At 68.4% G+C, this 13,333-nt stretch carries 13 protein-coding genes and 1 pseudogene; 6 read left to right on the top strand and 8 right to left on the bottom strand.

Going from position 1 to position 13,333, the window contains the following annotated elements:
• Positions 1-52 precede the first annotated feature (52 nt).
• Positions 53-1,426, bottom strand: a complete 1,374-nt coding sequence (locus ACFHVL_RS10675) for a cytochrome P450 (protein WP_416627385.1) — start codon at positions 1,424-1,426, stop codon at positions 53-55.
• Positions 1,423-2,421 carry a DUF1702 family protein gene (locus tag ACFHVL_RS10680; RefSeq protein WP_416627387.1) on the bottom strand — a complete coding sequence of 333 codons (999 nt, stop codon included), beginning with the start codon at positions 2,419-2,421 and terminating at the stop codon, positions 1,423-1,425. Before ACFHVL_RS10680 ends, ACFHVL_RS10675 begins: the two co-directional genes overlap by 4 nt.
• Before the next feature lie 172 nt (positions 2,422-2,593).
• Between ACFHVL_RS10680 and ACFHVL_RS10685 the strand changes: the two genes are divergently transcribed.
• The 3 genes and pseudogenes from ACFHVL_RS10685 to ACFHVL_RS10695 form a co-directional block, all read left to right on the top strand.
• Complete coding sequence (locus ACFHVL_RS10685; RefSeq protein WP_416627388.1) at positions 2,594-3,634, top strand: NAD-dependent epimerase/dehydratase family protein; 1,041 nt, start codon at positions 2,594-2,596, stop codon at positions 3,632-3,634.
• On the top strand, positions 3,631-4,365 hold the full coding sequence (locus ACFHVL_RS10690) for a maleylpyruvate isomerase family mycothiol-dependent enzyme (protein ID WP_416627390.1): 735 nt from the start codon (positions 3,631-3,633) through the stop codon (positions 4,363-4,365). The genes ACFHVL_RS10685 and ACFHVL_RS10690 overlap by 4 nt, the downstream gene beginning before the upstream one ends.
• A 110-nt stretch (positions 4,366-4,475) precedes the next feature.
• Positions 4,476-4,574: pseudogene (locus ACFHVL_RS10695) on the top strand (helix-turn-helix domain-containing protein); the annotation flags it as partial.
• A 257-nt stretch (positions 4,575-4,831) separates the two neighbouring features.
• Here the strand turns inward: ACFHVL_RS10695 and ACFHVL_RS10700 are convergent.
• The 3 genes from ACFHVL_RS10700 to ACFHVL_RS10710 form a co-directional block, all read right to left on the bottom strand.
• The gene (locus ACFHVL_RS10700; protein ID WP_416627392.1) at positions 4,832-5,611 is read right to left on the bottom strand and encodes a helix-turn-helix transcriptional regulator; all 780 of its coding nucleotides are present in this window, start codon (positions 5,609-5,611) and stop codon (positions 4,832-4,834) included.
• 895 nt (positions 5,612-6,506) lie between these two features.
• Positions 6,507-6,863: a transposase family protein gene (locus tag ACFHVL_RS10705; RefSeq protein WP_416627394.1), complete on the bottom strand. Its 357-nt coding sequence runs from the start codon at positions 6,861-6,863 to the stop codon at positions 6,507-6,509.
• Positions 6,860-7,909: a carboxymuconolactone decarboxylase family protein gene (locus ACFHVL_RS10710; protein WP_416627395.1), complete on the bottom strand. Its 1,050-nt coding sequence runs from the start codon at positions 7,907-7,909 to the stop codon at positions 6,860-6,862. Before ACFHVL_RS10710 ends, ACFHVL_RS10705 begins: the two co-directional genes overlap by 4 nt.
• A gap of 317 nt (positions 7,910-8,226) precedes the next feature.
• Here ACFHVL_RS10710 and ACFHVL_RS10715 point away from each other — a divergent pair, with 317 nt between their 5' ends.
• Both ACFHVL_RS10715 and ACFHVL_RS10720 read left to right on the top strand, forming a co-directional pair.
• Positions 8,227-8,826 (top strand): peroxidase-related enzyme, encoded by a 600-nt coding sequence (locus tag ACFHVL_RS10715; RefSeq protein WP_416627396.1) that lies wholly within the window; start codon positions 8,227-8,229, stop codon positions 8,824-8,826.
• A 9-nt stretch (positions 8,827-8,835) separates the two neighbouring features.
• Positions 8,836-9,720 carry an SDR family NAD(P)-dependent oxidoreductase gene (locus ACFHVL_RS10720; RefSeq protein WP_416627397.1) on the top strand — a complete coding sequence of 295 codons (885 nt, stop codon included), beginning with the start codon at positions 8,836-8,838 and terminating at the stop codon, positions 9,718-9,720.
• Between the two features lie 83 nt (positions 9,721-9,803).
• On the opposite strand, the gene ACFHVL_RS10725 is transcribed toward ACFHVL_RS10720, so the two are convergent.
• The 3 genes from ACFHVL_RS10725 to ACFHVL_RS10735 form a co-directional block, all read right to left on the bottom strand.
• The gene (locus ACFHVL_RS10725; RefSeq protein WP_416627398.1) at positions 9,804-10,460 is read right to left on the bottom strand and encodes a copper resistance CopC family protein; all 657 of its coding nucleotides are present in this window, start codon (positions 10,458-10,460) and stop codon (positions 9,804-9,806) included.
• The gene (locus ACFHVL_RS10730; protein WP_416627400.1) at positions 10,450-11,040 is read right to left on the bottom strand and encodes a hypothetical protein; all 591 of its coding nucleotides are present in this window, start codon (positions 11,038-11,040) and stop codon (positions 10,450-10,452) included. The genes ACFHVL_RS10725 and ACFHVL_RS10730 overlap by 11 nt, the downstream gene beginning before the upstream one ends.
• A 124-nt stretch (positions 11,041-11,164) precedes the next feature.
• Positions 11,165-12,508, bottom strand: coding sequence for a carotenoid oxygenase family protein (locus ACFHVL_RS10735; protein WP_416627402.1), 1,344 nt, complete (start codon positions 12,506-12,508; stop codon positions 11,165-11,167).
• 119 nt (positions 12,509-12,627) lie between these two features.
• Between ACFHVL_RS10735 and ACFHVL_RS10740 the strand changes: the two genes are divergently transcribed.
• Positions 12,628-13,311 (top strand): TetR-like C-terminal domain-containing protein, encoded by a 684-nt coding sequence (locus ACFHVL_RS10740; RefSeq protein ID WP_416627403.1) that lies wholly within the window; start codon positions 12,628-12,630, stop codon positions 13,309-13,311.
• The last annotated feature ends 22 nt before the right edge of the window (positions 13,312-13,333 follow it).

The raw sequence follows: 13,333 nt of genomic DNA on the forward strand, positions 1-13,333 counted from the left end.
AAGCGGCGCAGCCGGTGCACGAGGCACCGGCTGCGCCGGGAGGATCGAGCTGTCAGGCGTCGTGGACCTGCATCGGCAGGCCGCCGCGGATCCGCAGCGTCAGCATCGGCTCGGGGATCAGCCGGAAGCCGGGCTGCACCGACATCCGCAGTCGACGCGCCACGCAGGCGATCACGAACACGGCCTCCATCAGACCGAGGTTGTTGCCGACGCAGAAGCGTGGACCGGCCCCGAACGGAATGTACGCGTACCGGGGTCGGTCCGTGGGGCGGTCCGGGTCGAAACGCAGCGGATCGAACCGGTCCGGTTCGGGCCAGAACTCCGGATGCCGGTGCAGGGTGTACGGGCACAGCACCACGTCGGCGCCGGCCGGGACGTGATAGCCGCCGACGACGTCGTCGCCCTGGGCGATCCGGGGCAGCAGCCAGACCGGCGGGTACAGCCGCATCACCTCGTCGACGACCATCGCGGTGTATCGCAGCCGGTGCAGGTCCTCGTAGACCGGAGTCCGATCGCCGAGCACCTCGACCGCCTCGGCGTGCACCCGCTCCCAGACCTCGTGATGCTGGTCGAGCAGATGGAATGCCCAGGTCAGGGTACTGGCCGTGGTCTCGTGGCCGGCCAGCAACAGGGTCACCAGCTCGTCACGCATCCGCTGCCGGCCCACCTGCGGATCGGCCTCCTCGCTGGTCGAACCAATCAGCCGGGACACCACGTCGTCGCGCCCCTCGATGCCACCGGGCGCGGCGCGACGGCGGGCGACGAGTTGGTCGACGATGTCCTGCAGCTCGGCCCTGGCGCGGCGGAACCGCCGCTGCCGAGGCAACGGCACCCAGGTCGGCACCGCGCTCAGCGACATCATCTCGAAGATGGCCTGGTCCTGCACCGCCTCGAACGCCTCACCGATGCCACCGAACTCGCCCAGGTCGGTGTCGAGCAGCGTCCGGCCGAGAACGCCGAGGGTCAGCTCGGTCATCTCGTGCCGGACGTCGACCGGCTCGTCGCGGCCGACCATCGTCTGTAGCCGGTCGGCGAGCCCGACCGCCTCTTCGGCGATCGCCCCGGCCTGACGGGCGATCCGCCGGGCCTGGAACACCGGCTGGATCGTCCGGCGCTGCTTGTGCCACAGCGCGCCCTCGCTGGTCAGCAGGCCGTCGCCGAGGGTACGGCGGGCGTGCACCAGACCGATGCCCTTGTGGTAGTTGCCAGGGTTCTCGGTCAGCACGTGCTTGGCGTGGTCAGGATGGTTGAAGAAGTACAGCGTCTTGGGGCCCAACGGCAGTCGGACGGCGTCGCCGTAGCGGGCCGACACCGACCGCATCACCTCCAGCCGGTTGCGAGCCATCCGGGACAGCAACCGGGGCGCGGACCAGATCGACGGTCCCGGTGGGCGTAGTCGGCGTGGCGGGTCGGCGACCGTCGTCATGGCTGCACCCTTACGTCGGCCCGGAACCGGTCGGCGACCGCGCACCGCCACACCTCGTACGCGGGCAGCCCGTTCCCTCGCGGGCCGGCCGGAATCTCCTCGTCGGTGATCCGCGCCGCTTCGGCGGCACCCGTACGGCAGAACACCTCGGTGGCGAGTTCGGTGTGCGCCACCAGCAACCCGGCCCGCATGCGGGCCTGCGCCGCGAAGGCGCTGGCCTGGGCGACGAACGGCGAATGCTGGCCGGACCGGCGCCAGAAGGTTTCCAGCTCCGCCCGGGTGGCGCCGCCGGCGTACGTCGCCGCCAGGCCGGCCCCGCTGTACATGTCCTGGTGCCGGTGTGCCGGGAACGCGTCGATCAGGTCCGCCGCGGTCGTCGGGTCGGTGCCGGCGACGAACCAGATGGCCCGCCCGATGCCCTGGTCGACGACCCGGGCGGCGTAGGTCGCCGGACCCTGGGGCGGCCACGGGAAACTCGGTACCGCCCGCTGGCGATGCACATAGTCGGCGGTCCGGAAGTACGCCTGGTGGAAGCCGTACCCGTCAAGGACCAGCCAGCGCAGCAGCGGATCGGTGGCGGCGGCGCTGGCCCGCCCCCAGAGCATGCGCGGCAGGCGGGCCAGCGCCCAGCCGATGCCGACGTACGCCATGTACACGTGCTTGTCGCCGGTGCCGCCTAGGAACGCGGCGCTCCGGTGCGGCGTACCCGGGGTGAGGGCGTCGACCAACGCGAATCCCATTGCGGCGCCTTCGTACGCGAATCCCTGAAAGCGGGTGGGCACCGTCGCGAGGTCGGTGTCGACGTCGCCGGTGTGGCGGGCGCCGGCAGCCGACGACAGCCCGGCCAGAAAGGACGCGCCGACGTTCTCCAGGATCTCGGTGGATTGTGCGCTCTTGTCGTTGAAGCCTCGTACGGTGACCCGGGTCTGTGTGATGTCTGGGGTCAGGACTCGGCGCCGGAGCGCTCGGATGATACCGGCCACCTGCTGCTCCATTTCCTCCAAATTAGACATACTAGCTATTTGATAGTCCCTTTTTTCGTTACGCCTGGCCACTTCTTAATTGCCCTCCGACCCCGGGGGGGCATTTTCGACAATGGCACAATCGGAGAAGTGCGGCGAGCGCCTACGAGGCACGATCGGACCGGACGAATGGGAGGAGTGCGCGATGTTGGTTCTGGTCACCGGCGGCACCGGATTCGTCGGCGCACATACCGTCGCGGCGGTCACCGCCGCCGGGCACCGGGTACGCGTACTGGCCCGCGACCCCACGGGCGTGGACCGGGCGCTGTCACCGCTGGACGTACCCGCCGCTGCGGTCGACGTGGTGGTCGGCGACGTCACCGACACGGCCGCGGTCACCGCGGCCGTTCGCGACACCGACGCGGTGGTGCACGCGGCCTCCGTCTACTCGTTCGACAGCCGCCGGCACGCGGACACCCGACAGACGAATGTGCGAGGCACCGACGTCGTGCTGACGGCCGCCCGCGACGCTGGCGTACGCCGTACGGTGTACGTGTCGACCTTCGGCGCCATGCTGCCGGCGGCGGACGGCCTGGTCGGTCCCCGCTCTGCGGTCGGCACCGCGACCGAAACCTACCTGGCCAGCAAGGCGGCCGCGGAACGGATCGCCCGACGACACCAGGCGCAGGGCGCACCTGTGGTGATCAGCTATCCGCCTGCCCTGCTCGGCCCACACGACCCCAAACTCGGCGACCAGACCAGCCGGTTGCGGTACGTGCTGCGCGGCATGATGCCGGTCTGGCCGACCGGCGGCTTCCCCGTCGGCGACGTACGTGACACCGCCGCCCTGCACGCGGCGCTGCTGACCGCGCCGAGCGACGGACTGGACCGGCACTTCGGCCCCGGACGCCAGCTGAGCACCCGGGAATACGTCGCCGCCGTCCGGGCGGTGACCGGACGAAGGCTCCCCACACTGTTCGTGCCCGCCCGAGCGATGCTGCCGTTCGCCCGGTTGACCGACCTGGTGCAGCGGGCCTGGCCGTGGCACATCCCGGCCGAGTACGGCGCCTGCTACGTCTGCGCCTGTGACGCGCGGACCAGCGACACCACGCCGCCATTGGGGCTGACACCCCGGCCACTGACCCGAACACTCACCGACACCGTCCGTTGGTTGCATGACGCCGGCCAGCTGACCGGGGCACAGGCCGGGGTCCTGGCCGGATCTTCCGACAAGGAGCAGTCGTGACCGAGCTGACCACTGACCGGACCGATCGTCCGGCGACCGACCCGGCGCCGCTGGCCGCGGCATACCGGCAGATCCGCCGGAACATGGCCGACCTGCTCGACGAGCATGACTCCGCCCTGGCCCTGGGGGTCGCAACCTGTCCTGGCTGGACTGTCGGGGATCTGCTCGGCCACCTGGTCGAGGTCTGCGCCAGGGTCAACGCCCGGGTGACCGGGGGTGGCGATCCGGCACCTACCGGGGGTGGCGATCCGGCACCTACCGGGGTCGCCTCCTCCGGGAGCGTCCAGCAACTGTTCGAGGCGTGGCAGCGGTACAGCGGACCGGTCGAGATGTTCCTGTCCGAGCCGTTCACCCTCGACCGCGCCGTCCTCGTCATGGACACCTTCACCCACGAACTCGACCTCCGGCGGGCATTGGGCGTCGCCCCACCCATCGGCCATCCGGCGCAGCCGGTGGCGATGGAGGTTCTTGTCAAAGGCTTTTCGGCGGCGGTGCGGGCCCGTCAACTTCCGGCGGTACGGATCGAGACCGAGCACGGGCAGTGGCTGGTGGGCGACGGCGAACCGGCCGCGGTGGCGAGCGGGTCGTGGTACGAGATCTACCTGATGTTGTCGGGTCGGCGTACCGAGGCACAGATCCGTGCGCTGCAGTGGAGTGCCGACCCGGCGCCGTGGTTCCCGGCGTTCACCTGGGGACCGTTCGTCATGCCGTCTGCTGTGGTTGAACAGTAGGCGTCCCAGGTTCTGCTACACCTCCGCGTGCAACGGGATCGGCGTACCGCTACCGGCACAGGGGCCAGTGCTCCCCGGTCCTACGCCTTCTTGTACAGCTCCGTTGTCAGTTCTGCGGGTACCCGACGCCTGGCCAGCAGATCGAGCTGGCTCGGGCGTTCGGATTCGTGCGTGTTGTGTTGGACGACGAGCTCAGGCTGCGCCAGTAGGCCCGGGATGCGGGCGAAAAGTACATCTCCGACGGAGAGCTGTCCCACCATTGATCATCGAGGCCAAGCAGGCCCCCGAAGGGGCCTGGCTGGGCAAGGCCTCCGCCGTGGCGCTCCAGCAGGCCCTGGTCGACCGAAGTTCCGGCGTCGCGCGACCGCCGTACGCGCCAGATGACAGACGGTAGACCAGGTCTTGCCTATTCCCCAACGGAGTACTTCAAGTCGGAGAGCATCTCAAGGGCACCGGGCTTTGCCGGTCACATCTTCGCACCGTTGAGGACACGGGCACCGGTTGCCGACCGCCGGCCATCGCGTCCGCGGGCACGGCGCGTACGGCTGGCGGCGACGTGCCCGTCCAGCTCCGGCAAGGCGATCAGGATCGGCAGGTCGAACACGCCCGTGGTATGCAGGTCGAGGTCTATTGTCATATTGACACCGGCAACCATCATCAGCGGCTCGTGGGCACCGACCGCCAACGGTCGCCGACTCGACGGGCGGGCAGAGATGTCGTCGAGGGCGATCGCTGCAGCGCGCAGATACCATTCGCCCTCCGGCACGTCGTGCAGCAGATACTCCCCGGATCCCTCGAGGATGTCGCAGGCGGCGGGGAGTCCCTGCACGATCGGGCTGCCGAAGACCCCGACGTAGACCTTGACCGGCACGTCGATCACCGGCAGGGTGACCCGGCCGCCGATGGTCCCGCAGCGGCGGACCTCGGCGGGCCGGGGTCGGGACAGTTGCGGAATCCCGTGCTCGGCGAGCCACCGGTAGCGGGCCGGAGAGATGCCGACGCTACGGGTGAACCGGCTGATGAAGGTGCCCAGACTGTTGTAACCGACCGCGTAGGCAATGTCGGTGACGCTCATGTCCGTCTCCAACAGCAGGTGTTTGGCCTTGTACAGCCGGATTGCCGTCAGAAATCGGCCAGGAGACGTACCGGTCTTGGATCTGAACAATCGAGAGAAATAGAATCGGCTCAGAAAAGCGGAATCAGCCATAGCATCGAGTGAGAGTGGCTCGTGGTAGCGGTCCCACATAATCGAGATGGCCCGCTCTACGGCGTTAGGCACTTCGAATCAGCTCCATTCGTTCCCGACATGATACGGTCGCCCCCCGGACATTGCACCGACGCTCCGATCGACCCAGGAGGGCTACGGAGAGTGCACCACCCGCCGATGCACCACTCCGGAGCCGTGACCGGCGGTTCAGGCCACCTGCCACCACCTGCCACCACCTGCCCTTGATCAACTGACTACTTCCGACGCTACCACGAATCGAGCGGAATAAGTACGGCCGAATGTCGATGTTATTGCTCAACGCCCCCCATTGGACACGCCCGCGCCCGGCGCGGATACCCCCATTAATCGGCGATGCCCTTTCTGTCCGACCATCCAATCTTCGCCGCATACCCGATAAGTGCCCACGGCCCCGGCGTTGTTCCTCTATGTCTGATTTGATCATGGTGTGTTAGATGTCGTAGACGGCGAAGGTGTCCGCGCGGTCGTCGAGGTCACGGCGGGCGTGGGCGATGTCGGCACGTCCGGCGAAGCGGAAGGTGCTCGGGGCCAGGTTGCGCATGGCGGCCACGTTGTGGGGAGCCGCACCCGTCCTGAGCTGGGAGTCGTCCTCGTCGAATGTGACGTCCGGGTCCAATGAAGGCGGTTCTCCACCGAGCCTTCGCGGGTGAGGCTCTGACCGCCGACGTGGTGTCCAGGGTGGCCAAAATGTGCGGGAATCGCCTTGGCGGGCGGGGATGAACGGTGAGGGCGCGGAACGCTGGGACGAAGTGTTCCTCTCACAGACCACGACCCCGGAAGTCCCGCGCCGCTCACGAGTATCGCCTATACCGCAACGCTGCCCGTACACGGCGAGACCGTGTCGTGGACCTCTCCGGTACGCCCCGGCCGGGAACATGACACCATCGCCGTCGCCTTACCCAGTCGCCGGCCGTTGCTCGCAACGGCTCACGAACCAGTGTCCTCTGAGGTAGGCGTTGAGGTGCTGCGGTCCGGCCTGGGCGGCGTCGCGGCCGACGATGCCATGGATGGCGACGTTCAGCGGTGTGAGCAGGTCGAGGGCGTCGCCGTCGACAGCGGTCAGGACCCGCCGGCAGGTCCGTTCGCTCGGTACGAGGTAGCGGCTGGTCAGTGGGTCGAGGCGGTGCAGCACGTCCTGTGGGGTCCGGGCCGCCCACTGCCGGATCGTGGTCAGGCTGTAGTTGCCGGCGACGAGGGTGGCACACGCGGTCAGGACCAGGATCACCAGCAGTGCGGTCCTGGCGCGACTCACCCGGGCCAGTGCGTGGGCAACAACCCGCCCACCCGGCGGGCCGCCGCCATCGCCGCCCACGCGGACGACTCGATCAGGCTCCGGTCGTCGACCCCAAACCGACGGCAGTTCTCGATGACAGCCGGGTCGACCTGGTACGACGCGAAGGCGACCAGTAGGGCAAGCCTGGCCATCGGCCGATTTTCGGGCTCGACCGACACAACCAGCTCCTCGACCCAGGCCCGACTGACCCCGCGCGGCCCCGCGTGCCACTGGGCCAGTTGCTCACCGACGAGTTCGCGCACCGACACCGGGACGGACCGGCGGCCGGCGGCGTCGATGGTGGCACAAGCTCGCGCATACGCCTGGGCGACGGTATCGTTGCCAACCGCCCACGGCAGGTCCGCCGGCAGGTCCGCCGGCGGCAGCAGCGCCAGGGCGGCGCCCGGGGAATGCGGCCGGCGGGCGGCGGCAGCCATGCTGCGACCGAGCAGTCGTAGCACCGGCGACAACGCGAACTCCGGCACGCCCGGCGGTAACGGGACCTCCCGCAGGAATACGTTGACCACCCGGTTGAGGTAGTGCAGCAACACCGCGACTCCAGCCAGTTCGGGCAACTGCGCCGCCGGGAACGGCTGCGTGCCCGGCGCGTCGAGGCGATCCACAGACAGTACCCACTCGACCACCTCGTCCAACCATGGATCACCAGTCGTGGAATCGTCACCTTGGACCGGACCGAGCACCGCGAGCGCGCTGTTGTGGATCATCGCGCAGTACGGGCAGGCGTTGCCCGCCGACACCGCCGTCGCGACCGCCTCCTTGGCCACCCGGGATGCCTGCCCGGGCACGATCAGCGTCTCGCGCAGCAGCAGCCAGGCAGCAGCGAGGACGTCCGGGGCGGCGGCATGCAACGCGATCGGCGGTGCCACCACCCCGAAGTCGTCCCCCATCTGCTGGTAGACCCGGGAAAGGAGCCCGCTCGCCCGGCCGACCGGCACAGCGGACACGTGACGGATCTGGGTCATTCCCAACCCACTCAACATCTGGCGCAGGAGATTCGCCGGCATCACATACCTCATTCGTCCTATTGTTCGGATCAGACTAACGTAGATACTGCCACCGACCAAAGCTCCCGGACACCCTCGCACCTTTCATTGGCGGCTACCAAAATGCATCACACTAGGCAATCTCGGAGAGTACAAGCACGGCCGACGCATGACACCATGAGGCGACGGGATCACGTGCCAGCCGCTACCCGGACGCGCCGTTCTGCGCGACAGCAACCCGCGGCAGCTGCCCACACGCGTCGGCCCAGACCTGGCCCGACGTGGGAGAGATCATGCCTGGGCATGACTCGGCACCCGCTCACTGAGGAGAACGTTCAATGGAAACGACGACCAAGCAGCCGGGAATCCGAGTTCCGCTGATCGACGAAGAACAGGCTACCGGTCGGACCGCCGAACTGTACGAACAGATCAAGGAAGCCACCGGACTACCGTTCGTGCCGGACATGTTCCGCCTCACCTCGACCAACCCACGGCTACTCGAGGCGGTTGTCGCCGGCTACCGTGGTGTCTTCCAGGGCGACACGCTGCCCCGGGACCTGAAGGAGCTGATCTCCGCCTGGACGTCCAAGCTCAACGGATGTCCGTACTGTGTCGGCACGCACAGTTGGTTCCTCGCCGAGTTCGGCGGCAGCGACGAGTTGCTCGAAGCGGTCTCGGCCGCCTCGACCGCCGAGGAACTGCCGGTGGACGAGCGGACGATGCCGCTGATGAAGCTGGTGGAGAAGGTGAGCACCGGCGCCTACAAGATCACCGACGTGGACTGGGAACGTGCCGCCGCCGCAGGCTGGAGCGACGCCGAGATACTCGAGGCGGTCTTCTGCGCCAGTCTCTTCGCGTTCATCAACCGACTGGTTGACGCCACCGGTCTGGGCACCTCGACCGATCGCAGCCGGATCGCCAGCCAAGGCGACGAGTGACCTGCGGCCATGGAGAATCCGACACGCTCCCGCGCGATTCTGCTGACCGGCGCCTCCTCGGGCACCGGTATGTCGTCCGGCTCGGGCCGGGCGGCTGCACTCCGGCTGCACCGGGCCGGCTGGCCGGTCTACGCCACTGGGCGCAACCTCGACGCGCTGGCCGACCTCGCCGCTGAGGGCATCACCGTGATGCACCTCGACGTCACCGACGAGGAGTCGATGGCCGCAGTCGTCAAACGGATCACCGACGAACACGGCGCGGTAGGTACGCTGATCAACAACGCCGCGTACAGCCTGAACGGCACCATCGGCGAGACGCCGATGGACGAGGTCCGGGCACAGTTCGAAACGAACGTCTTCGGCCTGTGCCGGCTCACCCAGCTGGTCCTGCCAGGAATGCGGGAGCAGGGCGGCGGCCGAATAGTGTTGATGTCGTCGATCTTCGGGCTGTTCGCCACGCCGGGGCGGGGCTACTACCAGGCCACCAAACACGCGTTGGAGGCCATCGGCGACTCACTCCGCCACGAGGTCGCCCGTTTCGACATCAAGGTGGTCCTCATCGAGCCGTCGCCGATCCTCGGCGGATTCGTTCCGGACAGCTTCGCCGACCTGGGAATGCAGGCGCATGGCAACCCGGCCCTGTACAAGGACTTCTGGGACTACTTCGTACAGTGGCACCAGGCGTACCGGCTGAGTGACAACCCCCCGCTGCGCGGCAAGATGGCGGTCCGGTCGGAACATGTCGCCAAGGTCATCGAGACCGCCGTCACCCATCCGAATCCGCGCGTCCGGTACCGGCTCGGGGTGCCGGCCCGCCTGCTGACCCGAATGCGGGCGGCGATCGGGGACCGCAACTGGGACCGCTTCGTACGGGCGTTCTTCCCCATTCCGTGAATGTGGCTGCCGCACGGCCCGGCCCCGGCGGATGTCCGCCGGGGCCGGGCGCTGTCGAAGGTCGGGGTGCTGCCCGAGGTCCATCAGGGTCGGTCGGGGTCACCACCATCCGGCGTCGGCCCGCTGTCTCGGGGACGGAACGACATCGGCCGGCCATCGCGAGGCCGCAGCCATAGCAACCCGAGCACCGCGCACAGCACCAGCCCGTCGAGGACCAGCAGGGTGGCGCTCAGTCCGTCGATCTGGTGGGCGTGCCGGGCCACCGCGTCGGTGCTGGCCTGCCGGGTGGCTGCGTCCAGGGCAACAGGCGGTACGCCGGTACCGACGCTGAACCGGTACGCATCGGTCGTGCTGGTGCCGTCGGGAAAGGTCACGTGGTACGCCACCGTATAGTCGCCATCCTGGTCGATCGTCACCGGCAGGTGTACCCGGTCTGACGCGGGCTGGCTGTAGGTGCCGTCGCCGATCTCGCTGCCGTCGCGGTCGAAGACCGCGACGTGCGACAGTTCCGGTTGGACGTCGTGGGCGAAGGCCAGCGTCACGCCGGTCGGTGCCTTCGACAGGACCGCCCCGGCCGGCGGGTCGGCGTACACCCGGTTGTCGTCCGCCCAGGCGCTGCCGGCGGCGCCGGCCAGCAGGCCGACGACCGCGGCCGCAGCGACCGCGAAGCGAACCCGCCACCGGCCGGTCGCCGCCGCATGAACGACTGCCGGTAGCCGGTCGGCGGCCTCAGACGCCATGGGTGGCGAACGGCCGCAATCCGGGCTGGTGCCCGGCGCAACTGCAGCTCATCTGCGCCCGCTCCGACTCGTTGGGACGCAGGTGCAGGTACATGGCGATGAGCATCGGGATGAAGACCACCGAGTTGTAGAACAAGTGCAACTCGACCCGGGGCAGGACCAACTGCAGCACACTGGTGACGACTGTTTGTCCGAAAAAGATGGTGCCGGTCTGCGCCTGGATCAGCAGCAGCAGGTGCTCGATGTGGTGCCAGAACTGGATCACCAGCGCCACGGTCCACCAGGTCCGGGCCCGACCGGTGAAGCCTCTGCGCAGCAGGAAGAGGAAGCCGAGCATCACGATGGCGTACCCGTAGTGCAGCCATTCGGAGCTGACCAGCCAGGGGATCCACTGGCCGAGCACGCCTCGGGCCTGCGGCCGGGGATAGCCCAGCACCCAGATCTGATATGCCTGGACGAGGTGCTCGGCCCAGTGCGCGAGCACCACCGCCAGGAATCCGTTGAGGGCCAGTTTGTGGTGGGTGCCGTTGAGCCGCGCGAGCAGCCCTCCGGGCGGAGCGGATGCGGTCTGCTGAGCCATGTTGCACACCTTCCGTGAGATCGACACGACTATCTGTCGCGAAGGTAGCGGACACTGCGAAGTTGAGATTCCTTGGAGTTGCTCAATCTGGTGACGACTCTCGAACAGCTGGCGGTCGAACTTGTCAGCCGACGATCCAGTTGGTGTGGAATCCGCTGGGGATTCGTACCGGCAGGTGCACCTCGGCGACCGGTGGTCCGGCGAAGTCCGCCGCGTCGAGCACGACCAGCCGGCTACGTCCGTCGCGGGCGTCGTACACATAGGTCAGGAGCCAGCCGTCGTCCTCCGCGCCGAAAGGGCCGCGGGGCACGAAGACCGCCTCGCCCGTCTCGCACGCCGGGCCGAAGTCGTGCACCGTGACGTCGCTCCGGTCGAGGTCGTGGCGCAGTAGCGCCGAGCCGCCCAGCACGCTGACGCCCCGCTGCATCGCCACCGTGTAGGCGTAGCGGTACGGCATCGTCTTGCGCCGTTCGTCCATCCGGGGAAACTCCTGCGGAATATCGTCGAGTTGCTCGGCCGCCACCGAGCCGCGGACCAGGTCGACGGACCAGCGCCACAGGGTCGGCGCGGTCTCACCGGGTGTCAGCCGGTCGCGGTCGAACACCCGCTCGTGCCGGATCACATCGACCACACACCGGTCGCCGACCTCATAGGCGTTGACTGGATGGAACACGTAGCAGGGGTCGACCTCGAACCAACGGACGTCGGTACCGGTCGACCTCGGCAGCAGGCCGAGTCGGGCAGGACGGGCGTCGGACCAGGAGTACGGGAACCGCGATCCGTTGCGTGCCTGCTGCGGATCGAAGGCGACAGGCAGATCGAACAGCACCGTATGCCGGTCGGTCAGCGCCACCGAGTGCATCAGTGGCGTACCGGACACTTCGATCCGGGTGGCCCGACGCACCCGACCGTCGGCACCCACCACGAGATGTTCCACGTAGGGCAGCTCGTGGTAGTAGGCGACCGCGAAGAGCTCCCCGGTGACCGGGTCCGCCTCAGCATGTGCGGTGAACCCGTGGGGCAACGTCGCATCGAAGTCGAGCCGGGCCACCGAGTTCAGCTCGGAGTCGAGCTCGATGGGCAACACGCCGGCCTCGCCGAGAACCATCGTACGGCCGGCGTGCCGGACCACATTGGCGTTGGCGTTGTCGGACAACCCGTGCCGGGGGCCCGGCAGCGGCAGCTCACCCCGGTCCCGGGCAACACCGTCGGTGCGGACCCACCGGTTGCGGTACCACTGCGCCCGGCCCCGGTGCAGCCGTACGCCATGCACCATCCCCTCGCCGACGAGGGGATGCGCCCGGCGGTCGGGACGGATCGGATTGGGCCCGACCCGCACCAGGCAGCCGTCGAGTTCGATCGGCAGCCGACCGGTCACGGTGAGCTCGGTCTCGGTCGACTCGATGGCGACCGGACGCCGGTTGTCCAGCTGGCTAGCGGGTAGCGGGTAGTGGACGACGACGCTCATGGGAGCCTCCACCTGTCGTACGCGACCGGATCGATCAGCGTTACGTCTCGCCGTAGCATTTCTAAGTTACGTAACGGCGTTATGCATCGACGGTACGCCGGTCGTGAGATCATGTCAACGTGAGTCCTCGCCGCGTCGACCCGCAGCTGGCAGCCACGCTGCTCGAAGCTGCCGCTCGGCTGCTGGCCGAGGGCGGGACCGCCGCGCTCACCACCCGCCGGCTCGCCGCCGCCGTCGGCACCTCCACCACGGTCGTCTACACCTACTACGGCGGAATGGACAACCTGGTCCGAGCGATGGTGCACGAAGGCTTTGCCCGCCTCCACCGACGGATGGCCACGGTGCGTGCCACCAACGACGCGGTCGCCGACGCCATGGCGCTCGGCTGGGCGTACCGCGCCAATGCACTCGACCACCCCCAGCTCTACCTGGTGATGTTCGGCAGCTCGGCACTCGGTGGGTTCGCGCTCGGCGACGGCGACCGACAGCACGGCCGCTACACCCTGGAACCGCTGGTGGACGCCGTGTCCCGGGCCACCGAACAGGGCAGGTTCCGCCCGAGCGACCCGCTTCTTGTCGGGCAGACCATGTGGATCGCGCTGCATGGGCTGGTCAGCCTCGAACTCGGCGGCTACCTGATCGATCCGTACGACGCGGAGCTGTGCTTCGAATCCCAGTTGCGGTCGCTGATGGTTGGCGCCGGCGACGATCACGACACGACTTTGATCTCGCTCGCCCGGGCCCGCCGTCGTCGGCCACCCCGGCCGACCAGCGACCTGGGACAGCCGACCGGCAACCCGTAGCAGGCGACATTCGCCCCGGCAG

The organism is Micromonospora sp. LOL_023 (genome assembly GCF_048060115.1).
Taxonomy (GTDB): domain Bacteria; phylum Actinomycetota; class Actinomycetes; order Mycobacteriales; family Micromonosporaceae; genus Micromonospora_E.

Coding starts and splice junctions, on each gene's coding strand:
- ACFHVL_RS10675 (WP_416627385.1), bottom strand. CDS start 1,426: ATGACGACGGTCGCCGACCCGCCACGCCGACTACGCCCACCGGGACCG.
- ACFHVL_RS10680 (WP_416627387.1), bottom strand. CDS start 2,421: ATGGAGCAGCAGGTGGCCGGTATCATCCGAGCGCTCCGGCGCCGAGTC.
- ACFHVL_RS10685 (WP_416627388.1), top strand. CDS start 2,594: ATGTTGGTTCTGGTCACCGGCGGCACCGGATTCGTCGGCGCACATACC.
- ACFHVL_RS10700 (WP_416627392.1), bottom strand. CDS start 5,611: ATGTGGGACCGCTACCACGAGCCACTCTCACTCGATGCTATGGCTGAT.
- ACFHVL_RS10710 (WP_416627395.1), bottom strand. CDS start 7,909: ATGCCGGCGAATCTCCTGCGCCAGATGTTGAGTGGGTTGGGAATGACC.
- ACFHVL_RS10715 (WP_416627396.1), top strand. CDS start 8,227: ATGGAAACGACGACCAAGCAGCCGGGAATCCGAGTTCCGCTGATCGAC.
- ACFHVL_RS10720 (WP_416627397.1), top strand. CDS start 8,836: ATGGAGAATCCGACACGCTCCCGCGCGATTCTGCTGACCGGCGCCTCC.
- ACFHVL_RS10725 (WP_416627398.1), bottom strand. CDS start 10,460: ATGGCGTCTGAGGCCGCCGACCGGCTACCGGCAGTCGTTCATGCGGCG.
- ACFHVL_RS10730 (WP_416627400.1), bottom strand. CDS start 11,040: ATGGCTCAGCAGACCGCATCCGCTCCGCCCGGAGGGCTGCTCGCGCGG.
- ACFHVL_RS10735 (WP_416627402.1), bottom strand. CDS start 12,508: ATGAGCGTCGTCGTCCACTACCCGCTACCCGCTAGCCAGCTGGACAAC.